The organism is Brevundimonas sp. (assembly GCF_035935935.1).
GTDB lineage: Bacteria > Pseudomonadota > Alphaproteobacteria > Caulobacterales > Caulobacteraceae > Brevundimonas.
Genome location: NZ_DASYWO010000003.1, coordinates 211,070 through 237,101 on the forward strand (window position 1 = coordinate 211,070; position 26,032 = coordinate 237,101).

The 26,032-nt window shown below is 70.6% G+C and carries 26 protein-coding genes; 17 read left to right on the top strand and 9 right to left on the bottom strand.

Annotated features, from left to right (window positions below; all coding sequences use genetic code 11):
* The 4 genes from VGR32_RS03005 to VGR32_RS03020 all read left to right on the top strand — a co-directional run bounded on the left by VGR32_RS03005 (position 1) and on the right by VGR32_RS03020 (position 5,209).
* Positions 1-1,674, top strand: a complete 1,674-nt coding sequence (locus VGR32_RS03005; protein ID WP_327447900.1) for a sensor histidine kinase — start codon at positions 1-3, stop codon at positions 1,672-1,674.
* Positions 1,675-1,714: 40 nt separating this feature from the next.
* Positions 1,715-1,852 carry an entericidin A/B family lipoprotein gene (locus VGR32_RS03010; protein WP_125255156.1) on the top strand — a complete coding sequence of 46 codons (138 nt, stop codon included), beginning with the start codon at positions 1,715-1,717 and terminating at the stop codon, positions 1,850-1,852.
* Between the two features lie 208 nt (positions 1,853-2,060).
* Positions 2,061-3,728, top strand: coding sequence for an MFS transporter (locus VGR32_RS03015; RefSeq protein ID WP_327447904.1), 1,668 nt, complete (start codon positions 2,061-2,063; stop codon positions 3,726-3,728).
* Positions 3,729-3,760: 32 nt separating this feature from the next.
* Positions 3,761-5,209 (top strand): NAD-dependent succinate-semialdehyde dehydrogenase, encoded by a 1,449-nt coding sequence (locus VGR32_RS03020; RefSeq protein ID WP_327447906.1) that lies wholly within the window; start codon positions 3,761-3,763, stop codon positions 5,207-5,209.
* Here the strand turns inward: VGR32_RS03020 and VGR32_RS03025 are convergent.
* Positions 5,206-5,682, bottom strand: a complete 477-nt coding sequence (locus VGR32_RS03025) for an Lrp/AsnC family transcriptional regulator (RefSeq protein ID WP_327447908.1) — start codon at positions 5,680-5,682, stop codon at positions 5,206-5,208. The two genes, VGR32_RS03020 and VGR32_RS03025, sit on opposite strands and share 4 nt — an antisense overlap.
* A 146-nt stretch (positions 5,683-5,828) precedes the next feature.
* Here VGR32_RS03025 and ald point away from each other — a divergent pair, with 146 nt between their 5' ends.
* From ald to VGR32_RS03080, 11 genes are all read left to right on the top strand, one after another.
* On the top strand, positions 5,829-6,941 hold the full coding sequence (gene ald / locus VGR32_RS03030) for an alanine dehydrogenase (protein ID WP_327447910.1): 1,113 nt from the start codon (positions 5,829-5,831) through the stop codon (positions 6,939-6,941).
* Between the two features lie 121 nt (positions 6,942-7,062).
* Positions 7,063-8,130 carry a GTPase ObgE gene (gene obgE, locus VGR32_RS03035; protein ID WP_327447913.1) on the top strand — a complete coding sequence of 356 codons (1,068 nt, stop codon included), beginning with the start codon at positions 7,063-7,065 and terminating at the stop codon, positions 8,128-8,130.
* Positions 8,131-8,175: 45 nt separating this feature from the next.
* Positions 8,176-8,358: a hypothetical protein gene (locus tag VGR32_RS03040; RefSeq protein WP_327447915.1), complete on the top strand. Its 183-nt coding sequence runs from the start codon at positions 8,176-8,178 to the stop codon at positions 8,356-8,358.
* Between the two features lie 65 nt (positions 8,359-8,423).
* Positions 8,424-9,089: a nicotinate-nucleotide adenylyltransferase gene (locus VGR32_RS03045; RefSeq protein ID WP_327447917.1), complete on the top strand. Its 666-nt coding sequence runs from the start codon at positions 8,424-8,426 to the stop codon at positions 9,087-9,089.
* A complete protein-coding gene (locus VGR32_RS03050; RefSeq protein WP_327447919.1) occupies positions 9,086-9,634 on the top strand; it encodes a hypothetical protein in 549 nt (182 codons plus the stop codon). The genes VGR32_RS03045 and VGR32_RS03050 overlap by 4 nt, the downstream gene beginning before the upstream one ends.
* A gap of 121 nt (positions 9,635-9,755) precedes the next feature.
* A complete protein-coding gene (rsfS, locus tag VGR32_RS03055) occupies positions 9,756-10,151 on the top strand; it encodes a ribosome silencing factor (protein WP_327448009.1) in 396 nt (131 codons plus the stop codon).
* Positions 10,152-10,155: 4 nt separating this feature from the next.
* Complete coding sequence (gene rlmH / locus VGR32_RS03060) at positions 10,156-10,620, top strand: 23S rRNA (pseudouridine(1915)-N(3))-methyltransferase RlmH (RefSeq protein WP_327447921.1); 465 nt, start codon at positions 10,156-10,158, stop codon at positions 10,618-10,620.
* Positions 10,620-11,672: a murein hydrolase activator EnvC family protein gene (locus tag VGR32_RS03065; RefSeq protein WP_327447923.1), complete on the top strand. Its 1,053-nt coding sequence runs from the start codon at positions 10,620-10,622 to the stop codon at positions 11,670-11,672. Before rlmH ends, VGR32_RS03065 begins: the two co-directional genes overlap by 1 nt.
* Positions 11,673-11,821: 149 nt before the next feature.
* The gene (locus tag VGR32_RS03070) at positions 11,822-13,180 is read left to right on the top strand and encodes a S41 family peptidase (RefSeq protein ID WP_327447925.1); all 1,359 of its coding nucleotides are present in this window, start codon (positions 11,822-11,824) and stop codon (positions 13,178-13,180) included.
* Positions 13,181-13,277: 97 nt separating this feature from the next.
* Complete coding sequence (locus VGR32_RS03075) at positions 13,278-14,462, top strand: divergent polysaccharide deacetylase family protein (protein ID WP_327448011.1); 1,185 nt, start codon at positions 13,278-13,280, stop codon at positions 14,460-14,462.
* Positions 14,463-14,537: 75 nt separating this feature from the next.
* Positions 14,538-15,014 carry an RNA pyrophosphohydrolase gene (locus VGR32_RS03080; protein WP_327447927.1) on the top strand — a complete coding sequence of 159 codons (477 nt, stop codon included), beginning with the start codon at positions 14,538-14,540 and terminating at the stop codon, positions 15,012-15,014.
* Positions 15,015-15,071: 57 nt separating this feature from the next.
* On the opposite strand, the gene VGR32_RS03085 is transcribed toward VGR32_RS03080, so the two are convergent.
* The 6 genes from VGR32_RS03085 to VGR32_RS03110 form a co-directional block, all read right to left on the bottom strand.
* Complete coding sequence (locus VGR32_RS03085; RefSeq protein WP_327447929.1) at positions 15,072-15,341, bottom strand: ATP synthase F1 subunit epsilon; 270 nt, start codon at positions 15,339-15,341, stop codon at positions 15,072-15,074.
* A 3-nt stretch (positions 15,342-15,344) separates the two neighbouring features.
* Positions 15,345-16,898: a F0F1 ATP synthase subunit beta gene (gene atpD / locus VGR32_RS03090; protein ID WP_327447931.1), complete on the bottom strand. Its 1,554-nt coding sequence runs from the start codon at positions 16,896-16,898 to the stop codon at positions 15,345-15,347.
* A 43-nt stretch (positions 16,899-16,941) separates the two neighbouring features.
* Positions 16,942-17,820: a F0F1 ATP synthase subunit gamma gene (locus VGR32_RS03095; RefSeq protein WP_327447933.1), complete on the bottom strand. Its 879-nt coding sequence runs from the start codon at positions 17,818-17,820 to the stop codon at positions 16,942-16,944.
* Between the two features lie 38 nt (positions 17,821-17,858).
* The gene (atpA, locus tag VGR32_RS03100) at positions 17,859-19,391 is read right to left on the bottom strand and encodes a F0F1 ATP synthase subunit alpha (RefSeq protein ID WP_327447935.1); all 1,533 of its coding nucleotides are present in this window, start codon (positions 19,389-19,391) and stop codon (positions 17,859-17,861) included.
* 69 nt (positions 19,392-19,460) lie between these two features.
* On the bottom strand, positions 19,461-20,015 hold the full coding sequence (locus VGR32_RS03105; protein WP_327447938.1) for a F0F1 ATP synthase subunit delta: 555 nt from the start codon (positions 20,013-20,015) through the stop codon (positions 19,461-19,463).
* Positions 20,016-20,197: 182 nt separating this feature from the next.
* Positions 20,198-21,151, bottom strand: a complete 954-nt coding sequence (locus VGR32_RS03110; protein ID WP_327447940.1) for a DUF808 domain-containing protein — start codon at positions 21,149-21,151, stop codon at positions 20,198-20,200.
* 141 nt (positions 21,152-21,292) lie between these two features.
* Here VGR32_RS03110 and VGR32_RS03115 point away from each other — a divergent pair, with 141 nt between their 5' ends.
* Positions 21,293-22,063, top strand: coding sequence for a TerC family protein (locus tag VGR32_RS03115; protein ID WP_327447942.1), 771 nt, complete (start codon positions 21,293-21,295; stop codon positions 22,061-22,063).
* Between the two features lie 117 nt (positions 22,064-22,180).
* Here VGR32_RS03115 and VGR32_RS03120 read toward each other — a convergent pair whose 3' ends face one another.
* Complete coding sequence (locus VGR32_RS03120) at positions 22,181-23,518, bottom strand: amidohydrolase family protein (protein WP_327447944.1); 1,338 nt, start codon at positions 23,516-23,518, stop codon at positions 22,181-22,183.
* A complete protein-coding gene (locus VGR32_RS03125; RefSeq protein ID WP_327447945.1) occupies positions 23,518-24,984 on the bottom strand; it encodes an amidohydrolase in 1,467 nt (488 codons plus the stop codon). The genes VGR32_RS03120 and VGR32_RS03125 overlap by 1 nt, the downstream gene beginning before the upstream one ends.
* 169 nt (positions 24,985-25,153) lie before the next feature.
* On the opposite strand from VGR32_RS03125, the gene VGR32_RS03130 reads away from it, so the two are divergent.
* Positions 25,154-26,029, top strand: coding sequence for an AraC family transcriptional regulator (locus VGR32_RS03130; protein ID WP_327447946.1), 876 nt, complete (start codon positions 25,154-25,156; stop codon positions 26,027-26,029).
* The last annotated feature ends 3 nt before the right edge of the window (positions 26,030-26,032 follow it).

A 26,032-nucleotide genomic window follows, 5' to 3' on the forward strand; every position in this document is an offset into this window, starting at 1 on the left:
GTGACGGCGCGGGCACGAGCCTTCCGGCGGGGCCTGCGGCCCCGCCTCCGCGGCATCCGCTTCCGGCTGGGCGTGGCGATGGCGCTGGCGCTGCTGCCGTTCCTCGTCTTCAGCGCCTTCCAGTTCCGCAACGACTTTCACCGCGAGACGCTGGAAAGCCGCGAGATGCTGCGCCTCGCCGCCGAGCGCACCGTCGCGGAGCAGAAGGGACGCGTGGCCTCGACCGCCGCCCTGCTGGAGGTTCTGGCGCTGGAGGTGACCGGCCCGGCCTGCCCGGCGCGGCTGGACGCGGTGGACGCCCGTCTGCGTACCTACGACGGCCTGGCGCGATATGCCGCCGACGGCGCCCTGCTGTGCCGTTCGGAAGGCGCGCTTCCCGTGGGGCCGTGGCTGGACGATCTGCGGGCAGGTCGACAGGTCGTGGCCTATCCCGTCGGAGGCGCCGACGGCGGCGTGCTGATCGGCCTGCGGCTGGAACGCCCGCTCGGCGAATTCGACGGCGCCACCGCAGCCGTCGTCCCGCTCGACGCCCTGCTGCCGCGCGGCGATCTGGAGAACCTGCCCGAGGGGGCCGAGGCCGCGCTGATCACGCCGGACGGCCGCATCCTCGCGGCCACCGGCGCCGCGCCCTTCGCCGAGGCGCCCGCCGTCGCCGTGCCCCCCGCCGACACGGGCGAAGCGGTCGTGGTCGAGAAGGGCGACGAGGTCTTCGTCCGCGCCTCCCTGATCGACGGCGAGATGCACGTCCTCTACGTCGCCCCGCGCCCGACCATCTGGAGCTGGGCGCGCATCAACCCGGTCAGCGCCTTCCTGTTGCCGCTGGGCGTCTGGCTGGCCGCCTTCGTCGCGGTGATGGCGCTGTCGGAGCGCTTCGTCATCCGATGGCTGGACTATCTCCAGCGCGTCGCCGCCATCCACGCCCGCGGCCGGCTTTCGGTCCGCCCGATCCAGGCGGACGCCGCCCCGACGGAAATCCGCAACCTCGCGCGCACGCTCGACGACCTCGCCGAGGGCGTCACCACCCGGGACCAGTCCCTGATGCAGGCGCTGGAGGAGAAGGACGCGCTGATGCGCGAGATCCATCACCGGGTGAAGAACAACCTCCAGATCATCTCGTCCCTGCTCAGCATGCAGCAGCGCAGCGTGACGGACGCCTCGGCCAAGGCGGCTCTGGGCGACACCCGGCAGCGCATCTCGGCGCTGGCCCTGATCTATCGCACCCTCTACCAGGCCGAGGACCTCGGCCGGGCCGACATGAAGGACTTCCTCGACGCCCTCGTCGGCCAGATGGTCGCCGACCAGGCCGGTCGGGGCCAGGTGATCGACAGTTCGGTCCAGTCCGATTCCCTGATCGTCGATCCCGACAAGCTGGCCCCGATGGCCCTGTGGCTGGTCGAGGCCGTGTCGAACGCCCAGAAGCACGCCTTCACGACCGGCGGAAAGGCCTTGGCGGTGCGCTTCCGCGTCGACGGCGAGACCAGCGTGCTGGAGGTCGAGGACGACGGCCCCGGCCTGACGCCCACCACCGCGACCGGCGTGGGGCGCACCCTCATGGCGGCCTTCGCCAAACAACTGCGCGGCGAGACCGAAATCCTGACCGGGCCGATGGGCGGCGCCCTGATCCGGATGACCTTCGTCACACCCGGCGCGCCCGAAGGAACCCCCGCCCACTGACGACGTTCTCCCCGGCGAGACATCCTTCCCGGAGCTGAAAATGCGCAAGCTGTTCGTCATTCTGAGCGCCGCCGCCGCCCTGACCACGGCCGCGTGCAACACCGTCGCCGGCGTCGGCCGCGACGCCTCGGCCGCCGGGGACGCCGTCACCGGCGCCGCCGAAGACGCCAAGGACTGAAAACCCGGGGGCGATCCTCTCCCCCCGACGGATCGCCCTTCGGCCGCGTGAGCCGGTCCCCCACACGGCTCTGATCGCGAAGGCGAGGCCCCGCCGGCCCCCAACGGCGGGGCCTCCGCAATTCCGGCTTCCCCCCTTCCCCGCGCCCTTCTAACGTCGGCGCCGGCCGGGCCCGCCAAGAGGTCCGCCGGAGGGAAGACGAGGGGCCATGTCCGACACCGCCGAAATGTCCGCCACGAACGACCCGAAGACGCTGCGTACCGTGGTCGCGGCCTCCGCCGCCGGCACTGCGTTCGAGTGGTACGACTTCTTCATCTTCGGATCGCTGACGGCGGTCATCGCCCGGCACTTCTACGCCGACGTCGGCGAGGCGACCTCCTACATCCTGGCGCTGCTGACCTTCGGCGTGGGCTTCGTGGTCCGGCCGCTGGGCGCCCTCGTGTTCGGCTGGTTCGGCGACCGGACCGGACGCAAGAAGACCTTCCTCGTCACCATCACCCTGATGGGTCTGGCCACCGTGGCGATCGGCCTGCTGCCCGACTACGACCAGATCGGCATCGCCGCCCCGATCCTGCTGCTGCTGATGCGCGTGGCGCAGGGCTTCGCCCTGGGCGGCGAATACGGCGGGGCCGCCATCTACGTCGCCGAACACGCTCCCGCGCGCAAACGCGGCTTCCTGACCGGATGGATCCAGACCACGGCGGCGCTGGGCCTGATCGGCGCGCTGGCCGTCATCCTGATCTGCCGGATGATCGTCGGCGACGACGCCTTCGAGGAATGGGGCTGGCGCCTGCCCTTCCTGCTGTCGGCCTTCCTGCTGGCCATCTCGCTTTGGATCCGCATGAAGCTGGACGAGAGCCCGGCCTATCGCCGCATGGAGGCCGAGGGGGGCGAGCGGCGCGCCCCGATCCGCGAGGCCTTCGGCCGCTGGAAGAACCTGAAGTTCGTCCTCATCGCGCTGACCGGGGTCATGTTCGCCCAGGGCGCCGTCTGGTACTGCGGATATTTCTACACCCGCTTCTTCATGGAGCGGATGCTGAAGATCGAGGTCGCCACGGTCGACATGATCATGCTGTGGCTGACGGTCGCCTCGGCCGGGCTGTACGTGTTCTTCGGCTGGCTGTCGGACCGGGTCGGGCGCAAGCCGGTCATGCTGTTCGGCATGATCCTGGCGCTGGTCGCCTTCTTCCCCGGCTTCCAGGCCCTGACGCGCGCGGCCAATCCCGCGCTGGCCGAGGCCCAGGCCACCGCCCCGGTCGTGGTGGTGGCCGATCCCGCCACGTGCGCCCTGCAGTTCGATCCCGTCGGCAAGACGGCTTTCGCCTCCAGCTGCGACGTCGCCAAGAGCGCGCTCTCGAACGCCGGCGTCTCCTACGAAAATCAGGCCGGACCGGCGGGCTCGGTCGCCGTCGTCCGCGTGGGCGACGTCGAGGTCGCCTCGGCCGACGGCGCCGGCCTGCCCGCCGCCGGACTGAAGGCGCTGCGCGCGGACGTCGACGGCCGGCTGAAGTCCGCCCTGACCGCCGCGGGCTATCCGGCGGCGGCCGATCCGGCGCGCACCGACCTGCCGCTGACCTTCGGCATCCTGCTGATCTTCATCGTCGCCGCGACGGCGCTGTACGGCCCGCAGGCGGCGGCCCTGGTCGAGCTCTTCCCCACGCGGGTGCGCTACACGGCCATGAGCGTGCCCTACAACATCGGCACCGGCTGGGTGGGCGGCCTGCTGCCGGCGGCCAGCTTCGCCCTCGTCGCCTGGTCGGGGAACATCTACTTCGGCCTCTGGTACTCGGTGGCCTTCACGGCCGTCGCCGTGCTGGTGACCCTGTTCCTGATGCCTGAGACCCGGGGTCGCGATCTGGACACCATCGGCGACTGAGGCGTTATGGCGTCTCCATTCAGGAGACGCCCATGACCTCGCCCCGTGACGCCGGACTGAAGCTGCTGCGCGAGCACGCCCTGATCGGCGGCGAGGCGGTGACGGGTACGGCCCGGATCGCGGTCGACGACCCCGCGACCGGAGAGATCATCGGTCACGTTCCCGACCTCGGCGTCGCGGAAACCCGGCGGGCCATCCAGGCCGCGCACGACGCCTTTTCGGACTGGTCGACCTCCTCGCCCCACGACCGCGCGACGATCCTGCGCGACTGGGCGGCCCTCGTCGACGAAAACACCGACGGCCTCGCGGCCCTCATGGCGCTTGAGAACGGCAAGCCGTTCGAGGAGGCGAAGGGAGAAGTCGCCTACGCCAACGGTTTCCTGAAATGGTTCGCCGCTGAGGCCGAGCGCCTGCTGGGCGACACGCAGGACAGCCCGCTCGGCCACCTGATCGTCACCTTCCGGCAGGCGGTCGGCCCCTGCGCCCTGATCACGCCGTGGAACTTCCCGGCCGCCATGCTGACGCGGAAACTGGGCCCGGCCTTCGCCGCCGGCTGCACCGCCGTGGTCAAACCGGCCAGCCAGACGCCCTTCACCGCCATCGCCCTGGCCGAGCTCGCCGACAGGGCGGGCCTGCCCAAAGGCGTGCTGAACGTCGTCACGGGCGACGCCGCGACCATCGGCGGCGAGCTGACGTCCTCGCCCCTGATCCGCAAGCTCAGCTTCACCGGCTCCACGCCCGTGGGCCGCAAGCTGGCCGAACAGTGCGCCCCGACGCTGAAGCGCGTGTCGATGGAGCTGGGCGGCGCGGCGCCCCTGATCGTCTTCGCCGACGCCGACCTCGAGCACGCCGCGACGGAGACCGTGAAGGGCAAGTTCCGCAACTCCGGCCAGACCTGCGTCTGCCCCAACCGCGTCTACGTCGAGGCCTCCGTGGCGGAGGCGTACGCCCGCGTCCTCGCCGGCAAGGTGGCCGCGCTGAAGGTCGGGCCCGCCTTCGACGACGGCGTGAAGGTCGGTCCCCTGATCGAGGACAAGGCCCTGGACAAGGTCGACGCCCATCTGGCCGCGCTGAAGGCGGACGGCGCGCAGGTGCTGACCGGCGGGGGGCGTCACGAACGCGGCGGCCGCTTCTTCCAGCCGACCGTGACGCTCGGCGGCGACGACGAACTGTTCCGCCGCGAAGAGACCTTCGGCCCGCTGGTCCCCGTCTTCGCCTTCGAAAGCGAGGACGAGGTGGTGGAGAAGGCCAACGACAGCGACTTCGGCTTGGCCTCCTATCTGTTCACGCGCGACCTCGACCGGGCGATGCGCGTGGGCCGGCGCATCGAGGCGGGCATGTGCGGCGTCAACACCGGGCTGATCTCCACCCCCGTCGCGCCGTTCGGCGGCGTGAAACAGTCCGGTTACGGCCGCGAGGGCTCGGTGCACGGCATCGACGAGTACGTGGACGTGAAGGCCGTGACGCTGGCGCTGCGCTAGACCGGCAGCGCCCCGCGCTTGACCACCGTGCGCATCGCCACGCTGGAGCTCACCCGCGTCACGCCCGGGATGCGCGTGAGCTCGCGCGCGTGGATGCGTTCCAGATCGTCGACGTCGCGGCACACCATGCGCAGCAGATAGTCGGAGCTGCCCGTCATCAGGTGACATTCCACCACCTCCGGCACGTCGGCGATCGCGGTTTCGAAGGCGGTCAGCGCGCTCTCGGCCTGGCTGGACAGGGTCACGGTGACGAACACCGAGATCGGCAGGCCGACCGCCCGCTCGTTGATGATGGCGGCGTAGCGGCTGATGACGCCCTCGCTTTCCAGCGCGCGCAGACGGCGCAGGCAGGCGCTCTCCGACAGGTTCACGGCCCGCGCCAGATCGGCGTTGGTCATGCGCCCGTCGGACTGCAGCGCCCGGATCATGCGCCGGTCGGTCTCATCCAGGGCGACGGCAGAAACGGTCTTCATGTGCGGTCCTGTTCGCAGCTTCTGCGACTTTACGCCGTTCAGTGAGTGAAAAGAACAGGAACCTGCCGCGGGACCGCCGCTAGATTGCGCGCCGACGCGAGCCGTCCGTCGAAGGCGGCCGCCCCCTTCAGACGAGGAAATCCCAGATGCGCGTCGGCGTCCCCAAGGAGATCAAGAAGAACGAGCACCGCATCGGCCTGACGCCGACCGCCGTGCGCGAGTACGTGGCCCACGGCCACGACGTGACGGTCGAGGCCGGCGCCGGCCTCGGCGCGGGCTTCACCGACGCCGACTACAGGAAGGCCGGCGCGAAGCTGGCCGGCTCCGCCGCCGAGATCTTCGCCGGCTCCGACATGATCGTGAAGGTCAAGGAGCCGCAGAAGGTCGAGTGGGAGATGCTGAAGAAGGACCAGATCCTCTTCACCTACCTGCACCTCGCGCCCGATCCGGAGCAGACCAGGGGCCTGATGGCCTCCGGCTGCGCCGCCGTGGCCTATGAGACCGTGACCGACGCCAAGGGCGGCCTGCCGCTGCTGGCGCCGATGTCCGAAGTCGCCGGCCGCATCGCCGTCTTCTCGGCCGCCGAAACCCTGCTGAAGCACAACGGCGGCATGGGCCTGCTGTTCTGCGGCGTGCCGGGCGTGGCGCCCGCCCGCGTGCTGGTTCTCGGCGGCGGCGTCGTCGGCCTGAACGCGGCGCGCATGGCGCTGGGCCTCGGCGCCGAGGTCGTGGTGCTGGAACGCTCCATCCCGCGCATGGCGTACATCGACGAAGTCACCCAGGGCCGCGTCATCACGCGCTATTCCTCGATCGGCGCGATCGAGGAGGAGCTGGTCAAGGCCGACGTCATCATCGGCGCCGTGCTGGTCCCCGGCGCCGAGGCGCCCAAGCTGATCAAGCGCGAGCACCTCAAGCAGATGAAGCCCGGCAGCGTGCTGGTCGACGTCGCCATCGACCAGGGCGGCTGCTTCGAGACCTCGAAGCCGACCACGCACGAGGATCCCACGTACGTCGTCGACGGCGTGGTCCACTACTGCGTCGCCAACATGCCCGGCGCCGCCCCGCGCACCTCGTCCGAGGCGCTCAACAACGCCACCCTGCCCTTCGGCCTGGCGCTGGCCGACGGCGGTCTGGACGCACTCAAGACCAATCCGCACCTCGCGCGGGGCCTGAACGTCCTGAACGGCGAGCTGACCTACCCCGCCGTCGGCGAGGCGCTGGGCCTGAAGTGGAGCGACCCCTACGGCGTGTGGGGGTGATCAACGCGCCTCCCTCTCCTTCCGGAGGGGGAGGCTGCTCGCGCTGGCCGGACTTCTGCGGCATAAGCCGCGCTCAGGCAGCGAGCGACCGCGTCGCGAGCGGTAGCGCACAAGAAGTCCGATGAAGTTCCTCGACCAGGCCAAGATCTACATCCGCTCCGGCAACGGCGGCGGCGGCTCCGTGTCGTTCCGGCGCGAGAAATTCATTCCGCACGGCGGGCCCGACGGCGGCGACGGCGGCAAGGGCGGCGACGTCTGGATCACCGCCGTCGACGGCCTGAACACCCTGATCGACTTCCGCTACCAGCAGCATTTCAAGGCCGAGACCGGCAATCACGGCCAAGGCCGCAACATGCACGGCGCCAAGGGCGAGGACGTGATCCTGCGCGTCCCCGTCGGCACCCAGGTGCTGGATGAGGACAAGGAGACGGTCCTGCTGGACATGGACCATGCCGGCAAGACCGAGATGCTGCTGCGCGGCGGGAACGGCGGCTGGGGCAACGCCCGCTTCAAGGGCCCCGTCAACCAGGCCCCCACCCACGCCAATCCCGGTCAGGAAGGGCAGGAGCGCGCCATCTGGCTGCGTCTGAAGCTGATCGCCGACGTCGGTCTGGCCGGCCTGCCCAACGCCGGCAAGTCGACCTTCCTGGCTGCGGTCTCGGCCGCGCGACCCAAGATCGCCGACTATCCGTTCACGACCCTGGCCCCCAATCTCGGCACGGTGGACCTCAGCCCCAACGAGCGCTTCGTCATCGCCGACATTCCCGGCCTGATCGAGGGCGCGTCTGAAGGCGCCGGCCTCGGCACCCGCTTCCTCGGTCACGTCGAGCGCTCCGGCTGTCTGATCCATCTCGTCGACGCGACGCAGGACGACGTCGCCGGCGCCTGGCGCACGATCCGCCACGAACTCGAGGCCTATGGTCAGGGCCTCGGCGACAAGATCGAGATCCTCGCCCTCAACAAGGTCGACGCCCTGACCGACGAGGCGCGGGCCGACAAGGCGGCGGAGCTCGAGACGGCGGCAGGGGTCCGTCCCCTGCTGGTCTCCGGCGTCTCCGGGGAAGGGGTGGAGGAGCTGCTGCGCGCCGCGTGGACCGTGGTCCGCCGCACCCGCGGCGAGATCGCCCTGCCCGACGACGCGGACGACCATGGCCCCGTCGAGGAGACGCCCGGCGGCTGGCGCCCCTAGGGAACCGCGCCCGGCCCCGGCGGTTGCCCTGCAAAGGAGACCGCCATGTCGAAACCGATCCAGACGAAGGGCCGCGAGGACAACGGGGCGATCCCGCTGGGCCGGCCCGACGCCTCGACCTCGGACGCCGCCGTGAAGCGCAACGCCGACCGCGAGCGTCGCTCCGCCGGACCCGACGGCCCGGACGCGACCGAGGTCGGCGACACATTCAAGCGTCGGCCCGACTGAGGTTACACGCGGCGCGGCGCGTGTTAGGGCGAGCCTGAGCATAAGCCGCCGGACGCGCCCATCCCTTGAGCTTCTTCCATGCCGGACCCGCGCCGCGCGCCTTCGGCCCCCGTTCCGGGGCGCTGCGCGACGGCCTGCATCTGGAACCGGGCATGCGCGTCGGCCTGTTCGGCGGCAGCTTCAATCCCGCCCACGACGGCCATGCCCACGTCGCGGAGACGGCGTTGACGCGGCTCGGCCTCGACCGCGTCGTCTGGCTGGTCTCGCCGCAGAACCCCTTGAAGGATCCCAGCCAGTCGGCCTCGCTGGTCGAGCGCATGGCCTCCGCCCGACGCTGGGCGCGCGGGCCGTCGATGATCGTGTCCGACTTCGAGACGCGCGTGGGCACCAGCTGGACCATCGACACCTTGCGGGCGCTGAAATCGCGCCATCCCGACGTGAATTTCGTCTGGCTGATGGGGTCGGACAATCTGGCGTCCTTCGACCTGTGGCGCGGCTGGACCGACATCATGCGGCTGATGCCAGTGGCCGTGATCGCCCGTCCGGGCAGCCTTCTGGAAAGCCGGGCCGCCCCGGCCGCGCGCCGCTTCGCCTTCGCCCGCGTCCCCGCGGCCCGGGCCCAGCTGCTGCCTCTGATGGAGGCGCCCGCCTGGGCCTATCTGTCGGCGCCGCTCAACCCCCGGTCCTCGACGGCCCTGCGCGCGGCCGCGCAGGCGAGTCCGCCGGCATGACGCAGGTCGATCGGGCGATCGCGGCCTCGCTGGGCTGGCCCAAGGCCAAGTACGCCTGGGTGGAACATGAGCGGCGCTGGCTGTGCCGGGACGTGCCACTCGACCTCGTGCGCGGCTCCGAGGACTTCCGCGACCTGTACGTCGAAGGGACTCAGCTCCGGTTGCGCGAGGCCGTGTCCCACGACGGTGGGCCGCCGATGCTCAGGCTCGGGCGCAAGGCCGACGTCGACGCCTCCGTCCGTCTGCTCACCTCCATCTACCTGTCGCCGGATGAGTTCCGGTTGCTGTCCGCCCTGCCCGGCCGCGTGCTTGAGAAGACCCGTCACTCGCTGGGCCCGATCGACGGCGCCGACGTCTTCATCGACGTCTTCGCCGGCCCCCTGACCGGTCTCGTCATGGCCGAGGCGGAGTTCACGGACCCCGCGGCGATGCGCGCCTGGTCGCCCCCGCTCTTCTTCGGGCCCGAGGTCACGCAGGACGTGCGCTTCACCGGCGGCAGGCTGGCCCGCGACGGCCTTCCGGCCGACTTCGCTCCCGGGTCGTGACCCCACGGCCCGTCCGTGATAGGGTCCGTCCTCAAGTCCACGTCTCCGGAGCCCTCAGCTGTCCCCGTCTTCCGCGCCCCGCGCGCCCGCCGTCTCCAACACGGCGCATGAGTCCGACCCCATTCCGCCGCTGCGCCCCGAGGACGGGTCCGACGCGCCGCCGCCGGTCGGATCGACGCCTCTGGAACAGGCCCTGATCACGAAACTGGACGAGGACAAGGCCCAGGACCTGGTCCTGATCGACCTCAAGGGCAAATCCTCCATGTCCGACGCCATGATCGTGGCGTCCGGCCGCTCGCACCGCCATGTCGGCGCGTTGGCGGACCACCTGCTGCGCGTGCTCAAGGAGCACGGCATGGGCAAGGCCCGGGTCGAGGGCCTGCCGCACTGCGACTGGGTGCTGATCGACGCGGGCGACGTGATCGTCCACCTGTTCCGGCCGGAAGTGCGCGCCTTCTACAACATCGAGAAGATCTGGGCCGTCGACAGCGGCCACCGCGCCGACTCCCGCGCCTGATTTCATGAAGCTGGCGATCGTCGCCATCGGCAGGCCCGGGCGCGGCCCCGAGGCGACGCTGGCCGCCGACTACGCCGACCGCGCGACCCTCACCGGCCGCGCGCTGGGCCTCGGTCCGCTCGAACTGGTCGACCTTGAGCCCCGAAAGCCCGGCAAGGCGCCCGAGGCCGAGCTGATCCTGAAGGCCGCGGAGGACGCGCACCTGATCGCCTGCGACGAGCGGGGCCGCACTTTCTCCAGCCGCGACTTCGCCGGGCATCTGGCCGCCCTTCGCGACCGGGGCGAGAGGCGCCTCGTCTTCGCCGTCGGCGGGGCGGACGGACTGGACGAGAGCGTGCGCGGGGCCGCCGCCTCCACCCTCGCCTTCGGCCCCCAGACATGGCCGCACGCTTTGGCCCGGGCCATGCTCGCCGAGCAGATCTATCGCGCGGTGACCATCCTGGCCGGTTCGCCCTATCATCGCGACTGATGCGTCGCCTGCTGCTCATCTCCCTCGCCGCCTTCGCCCTGGCCGCCGCGCCCGCGTCGGGCGTCCAGCCGCGTGACGGCGAGGAGGTCGCCCAGCTTCAGGCCCGCTACCGCGACGCCGTGGTGCGTCTCAGGCGCCTTGAGGACGAAGCCGCCACCGCAACCCGCGCCGCCGCCGCTCCCGCCGCGGTCGACGCCGCCCCCGCCGCCGACCGGACACGCCTCGACGCCCTCGCCGCGCAGGAGGCGCCGTTGCTGGCCGGCCTGACCCGGCTGAGGGCGACGCAGGGACGGCTCCTGGGCGGCCTCCAGCGGCTGACGCGACGACCGCCGCCTGCGCTGGTCGTGCCGGTCCGCCGCGCGGTCGAGGCCCGGCGAGCGGGCCTTCTGATGCGCGAGGCCGCGCTGGCGCTCGAGCTCCGCGCCGCCGGCCTCGAAGCGCGACGCGCCGAGGTCGCCCACGCCCGGCGTGTCGTCCTCCTTTCACAGGCCGGAGCGCTGGCCGCGGACAGCGCGGCCGGCGAGCGCGCGGCGGCCGCGGCCGATCGCGGCGCCGCCCGGCGGTCCCGCGCCGTCGTCCTCGCCGCCGAGGCGCGCGCCGCCCGTTCGGAAGTCGCCGCCCTCGCCGCCCGTCTTCGACGCATGGGCGCCGAGGTGCCTGAGGTGCCGGCCGGCGCCGTCGCGCGGGTTTCCGCCCTTCCCGCCGGACGCGACCGGCTGGTTCGGCCCGTCGACGGGCCGCCGCTGGTCCGCTTCGGCCGCGGCGCCGCCGGCTGGCGCTGGACCGGGACCGGGGGCGACGTCCGGGCGCCCGCGCCCGGCCGGGTCGCCCATGTCGGCCCGCATGAGACGTGGGGCACGATCGTTCTTCTGGATCTGGGGCAGGGCTGGCACGTCGTGCTGCTGGGGCTCGGCGCCGCCTCGGTGGAGGTGGACCAGCGGGTGGAGGCGGGGCAGTCCGTGGGCCGCGACCGCGTCGGCGGCGACCTTCAGTTCGAGCTGCGCCGCGAGGAGACGCCCGTCGATCCCGCCCGCTTCCTCGAGGCTCGCTGATCGCCCGGACGCCGAAGCCTCTGGCGCGACCGTCCTGACGCTGATTTTATCGGTCCCGGACCGGCCCGCCTTGTTTCCGCCGCGGCCGGCCCGCTGATTTGAGTTTCCTCCCCGCGCGCCCGCGCGAACAGACGAAGATGCGAGACCGAATGCGCAAAGCCCTCATCGCCGGATGCGCCGCCGTGGCGCTCGGTGCCGTCGCCGTCACGGCCGTGGCCCAGACCCCGCGCAACGAAACCTTCCGCATGCTGGAGCTCTTCGGCGACGTGCTGGCCGTGGTCGAACAGGCCTACGTCGTGCCGGTCGACAACAAGAAGCTGATCGAGGCCGCGCTGGGCGGCATGATGACGGCGCTCGACCCCCACTCGGCCTATCTCGCGCCCGCCGGTTTCGACGATTTGCGCGAGCGGACCGAGGGTCAGTATTCGGGCGTCGGCCTGACCATCAGCTCCGAGGCCGGACTGGTGAAGGTCATCTCGCCCATGGACGGCAGCCCCGCCGCCCGCGCCGGGGTGCAGGCGGGCGACGTCATCTCGGTCATCGACGGCGCCAGCGCCGCCGGCCTCAGCGTTTCTGAAGTCTCGGACAAGCTGCGCGGCGCGCCGGGCACCCAGGTCGCCGTCACCTTCCTGCGCGACGGCTCCGACCCGCTGGAGGTCACCCTGACCCGCGAGGTGATCAAGATCGAGTCCGTCACCGGCCGGATGGAGGGCGACTTCGCCGTCATCCGCATCTCGACCTTCGACGACAACACCGTACGCGACCTGAACCGCGTGCTGGGCGAGCTGAAGACCGCCAATCCGGGCGTGAAGGGCTACGTCGTCGACCTGCGCAACAACGGCGGCGGTCTGCTGTCCGCCGCGGTCGGCGTCTCCGACGCCTTCCTGGAGCGCGGCGAGATCGTCAGCCAGCGCGGCCGCCGCCCGGAGCAGATCGACCGCTGGTCGGCCAAGCCGGGCGACCTCACGGACGGCAAGCCGATCGTCGTGCTGGTCAACTACGGCTCGGCCTCGGCGTCGGAGATCGTCGCGGGCGCGCTGAAGGACCACGAGCGGGCCACGATCGTCGGCCTGACCAGCTTCGGCAAGGGCTCGGTGCAGACGGTGATCCCGCTGCGCGGCGGTCAGGACGGCGCCCTGTCGATCACGACGGCGCGCTACTACACGCCGTCGGGCCGCTCCATCCAGAAGATCGGCATCGAGCCGGATCTGGAGGTGTCGCGGTCGGCGGCCGAGGCGCGGATCGTGTCGCGCTCCTCCTTCGTCTACTCCGAGGCCGCCTACGCCAACTCGCTGGACGCCTCCATCGGCGCGGAGCGTCGCGGGCCCCATACGCCGCAGGAGGCCCCGGGCGAGGAGTGGCCGGAAGACAAGGACTATCAGCTGGAACGCGCCTTCGACGTCCTGCGCGCGGGCGGGAATCTGGCCGCCCTGTCCCCCGCTCCGGCCGGCATCGTGGTCACCCCGCCCGGCCAGCAGAACGCGGCCCTCGCCACGCCCGAAGAGTGAGCCCAGGTCCTAACGAACGCCCCTAACGGCGCGTTAGGGTTTCTTAACCGGCACGGCGGCATCATCGCGCCCGCAAGGGTGTGAATCCGCCGTGACCATGTTCGCCAAACGCCAGTCCGCGCTCGCCGCCTCAGCCGGGCGCCCGCCCGAGCGCCGCAGCCTGGCGGCCGGCCTCGCCCCGCTTCTGCGCGCCTTCCGCAAGCCTCCGGTCGCCGTCGCGGGGTCCGCGGTCCTGCTGTTTTCCGCCGTCGCCCTCTTCGTCGCGGTGCTGGGCGATCCCTCCGCCGCCAACCCCTCGGCCCGCGCCGGGCTGAACCGCGAGGCGCGTCCCGCCGCGGCGCCGCCGACCGGCCTCGAAGCCTTCACCGCCGGGCTGGGCGGCGCCTATCAAGATCTGGCCGCCGACCCGGCCGCCGCGGGCGGAGAGGCCACGCTGACCCTGCCCGACGGCGCCACGGTGGCCGGGGCCGGCCCGGTCTTCACCGCGCCGCGCCTGACGGCCGCCTCGCCCCTGAGCCAGGCTCCCATCGCCGGCCTGTTCGCGCCCGATCCCAACGGGCCCCAGCCGGTCATCGCCGACGACGGCCGCGTGCCGGCCCAGGCCTATGCCCGCCCCTTCCGTCCGAACGGCAAGCCGCGCGTGGCGATGATCGTCGGCGGCCTCGGGCTGAACGCCGTCACGACCCGCGCCGCCATCGAGCGCCTGCCGGCCGAGATCACGCTCAGCTTCGTCCCGTATGCCGAGGGCCTCCAGGGCTGGATCGACCTTGCCCGGGCGCACGGCCACGAGGTGATGATCGAGATCCCGATGGAGCCGACGGGCTATCCCGACAACGACCCCGGCCCCTACACCCTGCTGGCCTCCGGCGGCGCCGCCGACGTCGAGGCCAAGCTGCCCTGGCTGCTGGGTCGCGCCACCGGCTACTTCGCCGTGATGAACTATCTGGGCGACCGGTTCATGGCCTCCGACGCCGGCTTCGCCAGCTTCATGGGCGAGCTGCGCCGCCGCGGCGTGGCCTTCGTCGACGACGGACTGGCCCGTCGCCGCCCCGGCGCCTGGGCCCGCGCCTCGGCCGATCACGTGGTCGACGAGGTCCAGACCCCCGCCGCCATCATGGGCCGCCTCAACGCCGTCGAGGCCCTCGCCAAGCAGCGCGGCGGCGCGCTGGGAACCGGCTTCGGCTACCCGGTCACGGTCGAGGCCGTGGCCCGCTGGGCCGCCGGTCTGGACGCCCGTGGCCTGCAGCTGGCCCCCGCCAGCGCCATGACCCGCGCCGGCTGACCCGCGGGTTAGGATTTTCGGGCCCGGGCGCCTATGTGGGGAGAGCCTCACCATGCTCCCCGCCGCACCGCCCCAATGACCCGCGACCTCAGCCTGTATCGACCCAACGTCGGCGTCGTCCTGTTCAACAGGGACGGCCACGTCTGGCTGGGTCATCGCGTCAACACGCCCGGGCCGTGGCGCTGGCAGTTCCCGCAGGGCGGCGTCGACGACGGCGAGGATCTGGAGACCGCCGCCCGTCGCGAGTTGCTGGAGGAGACCGGCGTCTCGTCGGTCGAATACCTCGACCGCACGGCGGACTGGATCGCCTACGACTTCCCGCCCGACCTCGGCGGCCCCCGCGCGAAATGGGGGCACAAGGGTCAGAAGCAGGTCTGGTTCGCCTACCGCTTCACGGGCGACGACGCGGAGGTCGACCTGGATGCCCACGGCGAGGCCGAGTTCGACGCCTGGCGCTGGGCGCGGCTCGACGAGGCGCCGGGCCTGATCGTGCCGTTCAAGCGCGGCGTCTATGAGCAGGTCCTGACCGCCTTCGCCCGCTTCGCCGCATAGCGAAACGGCCGCCTCCCTCGCGGAAGACGGCCGTCGCAAATCATCCTCCGGACCCGATCAGGCCTCGGCCAGCTCCTCGGCGCGCTCGGCCAAGATGGTCAGGCCGGCCGGCGTCACGTCGGCGAAGCCGCCGTGCACCTCGAAGCGGCGGCGCGTCGCGCCGTCGATCACGGTGACCGTGCCTTCCTTCAGCGCGGTCATGAACGGCGCGTGGTCGGCCAGGACGCCGAAGTCGCCCTCGACGCCCGGGGCGTCGACCTGATCCACCAGGCCCGAGAAGACCTCGCGCTCAGGCGACACCAGCGAGAAGTTCAGCTTGCCCGCCATGGATCAGGCGCTCTCGGCCAGCTTCTGAGCCTTCTCGACGGCTTCCTCGATGGCGCCGACCATGTAGAAGGCGGCCTCCGGCAGGTGGTCGTATTCGCCGGCGACGATGCCCTTGAACGACCGGATCGTGTCTTCCAGCGACACGAACTTGCCCGGCGAGTTGGTGAACTGCTCGGCCACGAAGAAGGGCTGGGACAGGAAGCGCTGGATCTTGCGGGCGCGGGCCACGACCAGCTTGTCCTCTTCCGACAGCTCGTCCATGCCCAGGATGGCGATGATGTCCTTCAGCGCCTTGTACTGCTGCAGCACTTCCTGGACCGAGCGGGCGACGTTGTAGTGCTCCTCGCCGATGACCAGCGGGTCCATGATCCGCGAGGTCGAGTCCAGCGGGTCCACGGCCGGGAAGATGGCCTGGGCGGCGATGTCGCGGCTCAGCACGGTCGTCGCGTCCAGGTGGGCGAACGAGGCGGCCGGCGCCGGGTCGGTCAGGTCGTCGGCGGGCACGTAGATGGCCTGCACCGAGGTGATCGAGCCCTTCTTGGTCGAGGTGATGCGCTCCTGCAGGTTGCCCATCTCGGTGGCCAGCGTCGGCTGATAGCCCACGGCCGAAGGGATGCGGCCCAGCAGCGCCGACACTTCCGAACCGGCCTGCGTGAAGCGGAAGATGTTGTCGACGAACAGCAGCACGTCCTTGCCTTCCTCGTCGCGGAAGTACTCGGCCTGGGCCAGGCCGGTCAGGGCGACGCGGGCGCGGGCGCCCGGAGGCTCGTTCATCTGGCCGTAGACCAGGGCGCACTTGGAGCCTTCGGTCGAGCCGCCGTTCTTGGTCGGGTCCACGTTCACGTTGGACTCGATCATCTCGTGGTACAGGTCGTTGCCTTCGCGCGTGCGCTCGCCCACGCCGGCCAGAACCGAATAGCCGCCGTACGCCTTGGCGATGTTGTTGATCAGCTCCTGCATGGTCACGGTCTTGCCCACGCCGGCGCCGCCGAACAGGCCGATCTTGCCGCCCTTGGTGTAGGGGCACATCAGGTCGATGACCTTGATGCCGGTGACCAGGATTTCAGAGCTGGTCGACTGCTCCTCGAAGCTCGGGGCCTCGCGGTGGATCGGACGGTACATCGTCGTCTTGATCGGGCCCTGCTCGTCGATCGGCGCGCCGACGACGTTCATGATGCGGCCCAGCGTGCCCGGACCGACCGGCGCCAGGATCGAGCTGCCCGTGTCCGTCACCGGCTGGCCGCGGGTCAGACCCTCGGTCGTGTCCATGGCGATGGCGCGGACCATGTTCTCACCCAGGTGCTGGGCGACTTCCAGAACCAGGGTGAAGGGCTCGCCCGTCTTCTGGTCGACGTTCTGGGTTTCCAGCGCCGACAGGATGGCCGGCAGATGGCCCTCGAACTCCACGTCCACGACGGCGCCGATCACCTGGGCGATGCGGCCGGCGGCGACCGCCGAGGTCGGCGTCGCGGCCGTCGGCGCGGCGGCGGCCTTCGGGGCCTTGGGGGCCGCGGGCTTGCGGGTCGGGGTCTTCTTGGGGGCGACGGTGTCGGTCATGGCGTGCGGTCCGTTCGGAAAGTCGTGTCAGCGTATATGGGGATCAGAGCGCTTCGGCGCCCGCGATGATCTCGATCAGTTCGGTCGTGATCTGGGCCTGGCGCTTGCGGTTGTATTGCAGGGTCAGGCTGTTGATCAGGTCGCCGGCGTTGCGCGTGGCGTTGTCCATGGCGCCCATCTGGGCCCCGAAGAAGCTGGCCTGGTTCTCGTACATGGCCGCCAGCACCTGCGTCGTGACGTTGCGCGGCAGCAGGGTGTCGAGGATTTCCTCCTCGGACGGCTCGTATTCATAGACGGCGCCGTTCAGGTCGATCGGAGCGGCGTCGCCGTCCACGACCGCCGGGATCAGCTGCTTCGCGGTCGGCACCTGGGCGATGACCGACTGGAAGCGGCTGTAGAACAGGGTCACCACGTCGGCGTTTCCGACCTCGAACTCCTCGGCGATCAACGCGGCCACCGGCTCGGCGGCGGGCAGGCCGACGGTCTTGTGCTCGCTCATCTCGAAGGTGCGGATCAGCCGGTCGCCGTACAGGCGCGTCAGCCCGTCGCGGACCTTGCGGCCCACGGCGACGATGCGGACGTCCTTGCCCTGCGCGATCAGCGCGTTGATGCGCTCGCGCGCCGCGCGGATGACGTTGGTGTTGAAGCCGCCCGCCAGACCCTTGTCGCCGGTGGCGACGACGATCAGGTGCTTCTGGTCGCGGCCCGTGCCGGCCAGCAGCTTCGGCGCGCCGTCGCCCGACACGCCCGCCGCCAGGTTGGCGATGACGGCGGCCATCTTGCGGGCATAGGGACGCGCGCTCTCGGCCTGGTCCTGGGCGCGCTTCAGCTTGGCCGCGGCGACCATGTTCAGGGCCTTCGTGATCTTCTGCGTGGACTTCACGCTTCCGATCCGATTGCGCATTTCCTTGAGGCTGGCCATCCGGCGCTGCTCTTCCTTAGTTAGTCTTCAGGTCGGTCTCAGGCGAACGTCTTGGTGAAGCCGTCCAGAACCGACTTCAGCTCGGTCTCCAGCTCGGCGGTCAGGTCCTTCTTCGTCCGGATGCCTTCCAGCAGGCCGGGGTTCGAGGACTTGATGCGGGCCAGCAGTTCGCGCTCGAAGCGGCCGATGTCGGCCACGGCGACGCCGTCCAGATAGCCGCGCGTGCCGGCATAGATCGACACGACCTGCTCTTCCATGGTCAGCGGGCTGTACTGCGGCTGCTTCAGCAGCTCGGTCAGGCGGGCGCCGCGGGCCAGCAGCTTCTGGGTCGAGGCGTCCAGGTCCGAGCCGAACTTCGCGAAGGCGGCCATTTCCCGGTACTGGGCCAGCTCGCCCTTGATGGTGCCGGCGACCTTCTTCATCGCCTTGGTCTGGGCCGAGGAGCCCACGCGCGACACCGAGATGCCGACGTTCACGGCCGGGCGGATGCCCTGGTAGAATAGGTCGGATTCCAGGAAGATCTGGCCGTCGGTGATCGAGATCACGTTGGTCGGGATGTAGGCCGACACGTCGTTGGCCTGGGTCTCGATCAGCGGCAGGGCGGTCAGCGAGCCCGAGCCGTAGTCGGCGTTCAGCTTGGCCGAACGCTCCAGCAGGCGGCTGTGCAGGTAGAAGACGTCGCCGGGATAGGCTTCGCGACCCGGCGGGCGGCGCAGCAGCAGCGACATCTGGCGATAGGCCACGGCCTGCTTCGACAGGTCGTCATAGACGATCAGGCCGTGCATGCCGTTGTCGCGGAAGAACTCGCCCATGGCGGTGCCGGCGAACGGCGCCAGGAACTGCAGCGGGGCCGGCTCCGACGCGGTGGCGGCGACCACGATCGTGTATTCCAGCGCGCCCGACTCCTCGAGCGTCTTCACGATCTGCGCGACGGTCGAACGCTTCTGACCGACGGCCACGTAGATGCAGTACAGCTTGGCGGACTCGTCGTCCGTCGCGTTGACCGATTTCTGGTTCAGGATGGCGTCGATGGCGACGGCGGTCTTGCCGACCTGACGGTCGCCGATGATCAGCTCGCGCTGGCCGCGGCCGATCGGGATCAGGGTGTCGATCGCCTTCAGCCCGGTCTGCATCGGCTCGTGCACCGACTTGCGGGGGATGATGCCCGGCGCCTTCACGTCCACGCGGCGGCGCTCGGTGAACTGGATCGGGCCCTTGCCGTCGATCGGCTCGCCCAGCGGGTTGACGACGCGGCCCAGCAGCCCCTTGCCGACCGGCACGTCCACGATCTCGCCCAGGCGGCGGACCTCGTCGCCCTCGGCGATCGCGGCGTCGGCGCCGAAGATCACGGCCCCGACGTTGTCGCGCTCGAGGTTCAGGGCCATGCCCTTCACGCCGGCCTTGGGGAACTCCACCATCTCGCCGGCCTGGACGTTGTCCAGACCGTGGATGCGGGCGATGCCGTCGCCGACCGACAGCACCTGGCCGACGTCGGAGACGTCCGCCTCGACGCCGAAGTTGGCGATCTGCGACTTCAGGATGGCCGAGATTTCAGCGGCGCGGATGTCCATTGCGGTCTCTTTCGTCTTCGTCTCTGGGGCGTGCCGTCAGGCGCGCTGCATTCTTGGTTCGGCGCGGGCTTACGCCCGCTTGAGGGCGAATTTCATTTGGTCGAGCTTGGTCTTCAGCGAGGCGTCGAACAGCTTCGAGCCGACCTTCACCTTCAGCCCGCCCAGGATCGACGGATCGACGCGGGCGGTCAGTTCGGGCGCCTTGCCCAGCGCCTTCAGCAGCGCCGAGCGCACGTGGGTCAGCTGGGTGGTCGACAGCGGCTGGGCCGAGACGACCTCCGCGGCCACCACGCCGGTCTTCTTCGCATACAGGCGCTCGAAGCCGACGACCACGCCCATCAGGTCGCGGGCGCGGCCGTTCTGCGCCAGCAGGCCCAGGAAGTTGCGGGTGGTCGGGTTGAAGCGAGCCTTGTCGGCGATGGCCAGCAGGCCCCTCGACTGGTCCTCGGTCTTCAGCACGGGAGAGTTCAGCAGGCGACGCAGGTCGGCGCTTTCGCCATGGGCGGCCCGCAGCGACTTCAGGTCCGCGCGCACGGCGTCCAGCGAGCCCGTCTCGTCGGCCAGGTCGAACAGCGCCTGGGCGTAGCGGTCGCCGACCTCGGTGGTCCTGAATTCGTCAGCCAATTGAATCCGTCCGGATGATGCGTTCGGGGCGTGACCGGCGGCGAGGGCTCGCTCCGACCAAGGGCTTGGAATGCTTGAAGAAAGCACGCCGGAAACGCGTCCATGACGGCCGTTCCCGGTTCAGCCGGGCGCCGGATAGCACCTTAACCCCCAAACCGCAACCGAGGCGGCGGGTCGCAGCGTCAGTGCGCGGCGCCGTGCGCGGACTTCTTTTTCGGGAGCAGGTGCAGGACCGCGACGATCACGGCGCCGACGGCCAGACCGACGACGGCTGACGCGGCCGCCCGCGCTGTCCATCCCGTGATGGGCCCCAGCCCGGGCACGCTGCCCGCCCAGTGCCCGAGACCTTCGACGACGCCGGGGATCAGGTCCAGGTGGTACTCATGCAGGCCGTGGACGATGATCCCGCCCCCGACCCACAGCATGGCCGCCGTGCCGATGGTCGCCAGCGCGCTCAGCACCACCGGCATGGCCTTCACCAGACCGCGGCCCACGGCTTGGGCCGACGCCGATCGCCGCTGCGTCAGATGCAGGCCGACGTCGTCCATCTTCACGATCAGCGCGACCACGCCGTACACCCCTGCCGTGACCAGCAGGGCCACGATGGCCAGCGCCGCGGCCTGCGTCGCCAACGGACGCCCGGCGAGATCCGCCAGAGCGATGGCGGTGATCTCGGCCGACAGGATCAGGTCGGTGCGCACGGCCGATCCCACCATCTCCTTCTCGCGCTCCTCGGACGACAGGGCCAGTTCGTCGACCGGCGTCTCTCCGTCGTCATGCCCGGCCAGATGCTCCCAGATCTTCTCCGCGGCCTCGAAACACAGATAGGCGCCGCCCGCCATCAACAGCGGCGTCAGGGCCCACGGCGCGAAGGCGCTGATCAGCAGCGCGCCCGGCAACAGGAAGATGAACTTGTTCTTCAGCGAGCCGACCGCGATCTTCCGCACGATCGGCAGCTCGCGGTCGGGCGAGAAGCCCATGGCGTATCCGGGAGTCACCGCGGCGTCGTCCACGACCACGCCGGCGGCCTTCATGCTGGCGCGGCCGGCGGCGGCCGAGACGTCGTCGACCGAGGCGGCGGCCATCCTGGCGATGGCGGCGACGTCGTCGAGAAGGGCGGCGAGTCCTGAGGGCAAGCGTCACCTGGGGGCTGGAGCGGCGGTCCGCCTTGGCTAGGCGAGGGCGACGCCCGGGTCCAGTGGCCATAAGTCGGGGGTGCGACGACCTGTGCCGTTCGGTCGCCTTGTCGGGCGTCGCGCGCGTGCTAGTCAGCCCTGATGCAAGACATCGCCGTTCTCCTGACCGACCCCGCCGCCTGGGCCGCCCTGATCACCCTCGTGGTGATGGAGGTCGTGCTCGGCATCGACAACCTGATCTTCATCTCGATTCTCTCGAACAAGCTGCCGCCCGAGAAGCGCTCCGGCGTCCGCCGCATCGGCATCTCGCTGGCGCTGGTCATGCGCCTGATCCTGCTGTCGACCATCGCCTGGATCGTCACCCTGACCGCGCCGGTCTTCGAGGTGATGGGCAACGCCTTCTCGTGGAAGGACATGATCCTGATCGCCGGCGGCCTGTTCCTCGTCTGGAAGGCCACCAAGGAGATTCACCACTCCGTCGATCCCGCGCCCAGCAAGGACCTGCTGGAGAAAAACAAGACGAAGGACGTCGTCGTCACCAACATGGGCGGCGCCATCGTCCAGATCATCCTGATCGACCTGGTCTTCTCGATCGACTCGATCCTGACCGCCGTGGGCATGACCGAGCACCTGCCGATCATGGTCGTGGCCGTGCTGGTCGCCATCGCCGTCATGCTGCTGGCCGCCGACCCGCTGGGCGACTTCATCGACAAGAACCCGACCGTGGTGATGCTGGCGCTGGGCTTCCTGCTGATGATCGGCATGGTGCTGATCGCCGAAGGCTTCGGCGCCCATGTGCCCAAGGGCTACATCTACGCCGCCATGGCCTTCTCGGCCCTGGTCGAGATGCTGAACATGTGGAGCCGGAGGGCTCAGGCGCGCAAGGCGGCCTCGGGCGACGGCGCCCACTGAGGTATCTTCCGGGCATGGAAAAGGCCCCCTCCGGCGACGGAGGGGGCCTTCTTCATCAGGACAGGACGATGTGCAGTCGTTCTCCAGCCTTTCGCGGCCGGATTGTCCAAACGTGTCCTAGCGGCCGTAGGCGGGCGGATACGCCCCCTCCCCGCCCTGCCGGTAGCGGTCGCGGAGCTGGAGGTTGCGCGCCGTCATCGGCTGCTCGACGCCCCTGACGAACACCGCCTCGGCCTGCGTCAGCGGCTCCAGCGGGTCGCCCGACCAGATCACCACGTCCGCCTCCGCGCCCGGCGCGATCGTGCCGAACTGGCCGTCGAAGCCGAAGATTCGGGCCGGGTTCGCGGTGATGGCCGCGATGGCGGCGTCGTGCGGCAGGCCGTGCGACACGGCGTTGCCGGCGTTGTAGCGGGTCTCGCGCGCGCGGTGGATCGAGCCCTCGTTGCCCTTGATGGCGATGACCACGCCGGCGGCGTTCAGGGCGGCCGCGTTCTGCATCCGCGCCCCGCGGCGTTCCAGATTGCCCGGCAGGTTGGTGATCGGATTGAGCAGCACCGGCACGTTCGCCGCAGCGATCCGGTCGGCCACCATCCAGCCCTCCTCGGCGCCGTCCAGGATGACGCGGATGTTCTCCTCGTCGGCCAGGCGCAGCACCATCAGGATGTCGGACGCCCGGCTGACCGTGACGATCAGCGGCATGCGCCCCTCGGCGACGGGGATCAGGGCCTCCAGATCCGCGCGCGACAGCGACAGGTCGCGAAGGTTTCCCCGCTCATAGGCCGCACGGTTGCGGGCATAGAGGCGGACCTCCGCCATCGTCTCGCGGAACAGGGTGAACTCCGCCCCGCGGGCGCCGCCCGCCACGCCCGCGCCTGCGTCCCCGAAGGGCGCGACCATGGCCACGCGCGGCCGGACCAGAATGTCCGCGCCCTGCCCCAGATGGATCACCGCCGCCTGGCCGGCGAACAGGCCGGGCGTGTGGAAGCCGCCCTCGCCCGCGCCGGCGGTGTCCTCCTCGTGATAGTGGCCGCCGGACGAGCCGGGATGGTTCGGGACCACCACGGCGCGGGTCACGCCGCCCAGACGCGCCGTCGGCAGGGTGATCGACCAGGGGTCGAGGCCGTACGACACGTCGAACGCCGCGCTGAGCGTGTTCGAGGCGTTCCTCAGGTCGTCGCCGACCGACGAGACCTCCGAACCGCCGAGACCGGAATCCACCGCGACGATGCCGGGCGTCACCACCTTGCCGGCCGCGCTGACCACGCGAGCGCCGGAGGGCGCGGCCCCCGTCCCGACCGAGACGATGCGGCCGTCGCGCATGACGACGGTGCCGTTCTCGATCACGGACGTGCCGGTATGGACGCGGCCGCCGACGATGGCGGTCACTTCCTGCGCGAGGGCGGGGCCGGCCACGGCCATGATTGCGGCGGCCGTCAGAAGCGTGCGGCGGATCATCAGCGGGCTCCCTGGCGGACGCCGGCGGCCGTCTGGCCGTGGCCGGGCTGGCCCAGTTCGAAGTCGGACAGCGGCTGGAAGGCCGGATCGGCGCGGTCGAAGGCCAGACCGCCGTCGACGTAGACCTGGTCGGCCCGTGCGTAGACGCTGAACGGATTGGCGCTCCAGATCACCACGTCGGCGCGCTTTCCGGCTTCCAGAGAGCCGGTCTCGTCCTCGATGCCGATGGCCCGCGCGGCGTTGGAGGTGATCCAGCTCATGGCGTGCTCCTCCGTGATCGTCAGCCCGGCGCGACGGCCCGCGGCGACGGCGGCGGCGGCTTCCTGGTTCAGGCGCTGGGTCAGCTCCGCGTCGTCGGAATGCACCACGGCGCAGCTGCCCTGCTGGGCGTCGACCAGGGCCACGTTCTCCTCGATCCCGTCCAGCGCCTCCATCTTGAACCCCCACCAGCCGGTCCACATGGCCGCGCAGATGTTCTCGCGCGCCAGCAGCGGGGCGACCTTGTAGGCCTCGGTGGCGTGGTGGAAGGTCGTGATGCGGTAGCCGAACTCCTTCGACATATCGATCATCAGCGCCATCTCGTCGCCGCGATAGCAGTGGTTCTGGATCAGGATCGACCCGTCCAGCACGCCGACAAGCGTGTCCATCTGCAGGTTGCGCGTCGGCGGCGTGCCTTCGCCCGTCTCGCGCCACCGGTCCCACTTCTCCTTGTAATCCCGCGCGGAAATGAAGGCGGCGCGATAGCCGGCCATGTTGCCCATGCCCGTCGCGGGCGAGGTGTTGCGGCCGCCATAGACGCGGCTGGGGTTCTCGCCGCAGGCCATCTTCACGGTGTAGGGCGCGCCCGGGAACTTCATGCCCTGCATCGTCACCGACGGGATGTTGCGCAGGGTCACGCCGCGGCCGCCGAACAGGTTGGCCGAGCCGGGCAGGATGTGGAGCGTCGTCACGCCCCCGGCCCGGGCGGTGTTGAAGCCCGGATCCTGCGGCCAGACCGAATGCTCGGCCCACACCTGCGCGGTGTTGGGGCTGGTCGCCTCGTTGCCGTCGCTCATGCCCTGCACGCCGGGCGAGGGATAGACGCCGAGATGGCTGTGCACGTCGATGATCCCGGGCGTCACGTAGCGGCCGCGGGCGTCGATGACGCGGTGGCCGCCGGGCACGGGCGTGGACGCGCCGCCGACGGCGGCGATGCGGCCGTCGGTGACGATCACCACGCCGTTCTCGATCCTGCGGCCGGCGCCGTCGAACACGGTGCCGCCGACGATGGCCATGTTCTCCCGCGGCAGGCCGCGATAGGTCGAGGGATAGGGATCGGCCACGGTGGCCGGATCCAGCCCCTGCGCCATCGCCTTGCGTTCGCGCGGCGTCTCGGGCGCCTCGCCGGAATCGGACGACCCGGTGGTGGCGCAGGCGGACAGCACCAGCGCGGCCAGGCTGACGCCCAGCAGGGAAACGGACTTCATGCGGAACCCCCGAACGGTCGACCCCCTCGGCCGAGGCGGGGATTACGGGGAATTCGGGGCCGTCCGTCAAACCGAAAGCGCGATGGACGTCTCGCAAGTCGATACCGCAAGATCGGACGAGCGCGCGCCGCGGCGGGCGGCATCATGGGGACGCCACGACGAACGGAACATGATGACTGCGGCGCTCGACCACTACAGGGCCAGGATGATCAGGGTGCTGGATCACATCGACCGGCGCCTTGACGACGACCTGGATCTGGAAACCGTGAGCGGCGTCGCCGCCTTCTCGAAATTTCACTTCCACCGACAGTTCGCCGCGACGTTCGGCCTGTCTCTGCATCGCTATGTGCAGCTGGCGCGCCTGCGACGCGCCTCCCGACGGCTTGAGGCCGGCGACGGCAGCGTCACCGACATCGCTATGGAGGCCGGTTACGAGACGCCCGACGCCTTCGCGCGGGCCTTCCGTCAGCGGTTCAACCAGTCGCCGTCCCGGTTCCGGAAGTCGCCCGACTGGGCGTCGTGGCTTCAGGCCCTAGGGCCGATGAACGCAGCCAGGAGCAAGCTGATGCCGATGACTTACGACGCCGCCGCCGTGACGATCCGCGAGGTCGACCCCGTCCGGGTCGCTCTGTTCGAGCACCGCGGCGATCCCTCCTCGATCGACGCGACGATCCAACGCTTCATCGCGTGGCGGAAGACGATGGGGCTGAGCCCGAGGACGAGTCCGACCTTCAACATATGGCATTCGGAGCGACGGCCGGCCGACCCGGCGGACTATCGGATGGACCTTTGCGTGGGCGTCGGCCCCGACCGTCAGGTCGAAGGAGACGGAGTGCGCGAGGGCCAAATCCCCGGCGGCCGATGCGCCGTGCTGCGCGTCACCGGCGACACCCACAATCTCGAGCCGGCCGCTCAGTTCCTCTACCGCGAATGGCTGCCGGGCAGCGGGGAGGAAATGAGGGACTTCCCCATCTACTGCCAGCGTCTGTTCCTGGACGAACCCGAGAGGGGCGCCGCGGCGGACCTGTTCCTGCCGCTTCGGTGAAGC

Bases quoted from the DNA above. Each gene is read 5' to 3' on its own strand.
- rlmH (WP_327447921.1), top strand. From the start codon at position 10,156: ATGAAGCTGGCGATCGTCGCCATCGGCAGGCCCGGGCGCGGCCCCGAG.
- VGR32_RS03130 (WP_327447946.1), top strand. From the start codon at position 25,154: ATGATGACTGCGGCGCTCGACCACTACAGGGCCAGGATGATCAGGGTG.
- VGR32_RS03080 (WP_327447927.1), top strand. From the start codon at position 14,538: ATGACCCGCGACCTCAGCCTGTATCGACCCAACGTCGGCGTCGTCCTG.
- ald (WP_327447910.1), top strand. From the start codon at position 5,829: ATGCGCGTCGGCGTCCCCAAGGAGATCAAGAAGAACGAGCACCGCATC.
- VGR32_RS03095 (WP_327447933.1), bottom strand. From the start codon at position 17,820: ATGGCCAGCCTCAAGGAAATGCGCAATCGGATCGGAAGCGTGAAGTCC.
- VGR32_RS03015 (WP_327447904.1), top strand. From the start codon at position 2,061: ATGTCCGACACCGCCGAAATGTCCGCCACGAACGACCCGAAGACGCTG.
- VGR32_RS03065 (WP_327447923.1), top strand. From the start codon at position 10,620: ATGCGTCGCCTGCTGCTCATCTCCCTCGCCGCCTTCGCCCTGGCCGCC.
- VGR32_RS03025 (WP_327447908.1), bottom strand. From the start codon at position 5,682: ATGAAGACCGTTTCTGCCGTCGCCCTGGATGAGACCGACCGGCGCATG.
- atpD (WP_327447931.1), bottom strand. From the start codon at position 16,898: ATGACCGACACCGTCGCCCCCAAGAAGACCCCGACCCGCAAGCCCGCG.
- VGR32_RS03120 (WP_327447944.1), bottom strand. From the start codon at position 23,518: ATGATCCGCCGCACGCTTCTGACGGCCGCCGCAATCATGGCCGTGGCC.
- obgE (WP_327447913.1), top strand. From the start codon at position 7,063: ATGAAGTTCCTCGACCAGGCCAAGATCTACATCCGCTCCGGCAACGGC.
- VGR32_RS03070 (WP_327447925.1), top strand. From the start codon at position 11,822: ATGCGCAAAGCCCTCATCGCCGGATGCGCCGCCGTGGCGCTCGGTGCC.
- VGR32_RS03125 (WP_327447945.1), bottom strand. From the start codon at position 24,984: ATGAAGTCCGTTTCCCTGCTGGGCGTCAGCCTGGCCGCGCTGGTGCTG.
- VGR32_RS03085 (WP_327447929.1), bottom strand. From the start codon at position 15,341: ATGGCGGGCAAGCTGAACTTCTCGCTGGTGTCGCCTGAGCGCGAGGTC.
- VGR32_RS03020 (WP_327447906.1), top strand. From the start codon at position 3,761: ATGACCTCGCCCCGTGACGCCGGACTGAAGCTGCTGCGCGAGCACGCC.
- VGR32_RS03050 (WP_327447919.1), top strand. From the start codon at position 9,086: ATGACGCAGGTCGATCGGGCGATCGCGGCCTCGCTGGGCTGGCCCAAG.
- VGR32_RS03115 (WP_327447942.1), top strand. From the start codon at position 21,293: ATGCAAGACATCGCCGTTCTCCTGACCGACCCCGCCGCCTGGGCCGCC.
- VGR32_RS03010 (WP_125255156.1), top strand. From the start codon at position 1,715: ATGCGCAAGCTGTTCGTCATTCTGAGCGCCGCCGCCGCCCTGACCACG.
- atpA (WP_327447935.1), bottom strand. From the start codon at position 19,391: ATGGACATCCGCGCCGCTGAAATCTCGGCCATCCTGAAGTCGCAGATC.
- VGR32_RS03040 (WP_327447915.1), top strand. From the start codon at position 8,176: ATGTCGAAACCGATCCAGACGAAGGGCCGCGAGGACAACGGGGCGATC.
- VGR32_RS03075 (WP_327448011.1), top strand. From the start codon at position 13,278: ATGTTCGCCAAACGCCAGTCCGCGCTCGCCGCCTCAGCCGGGCGCCCG.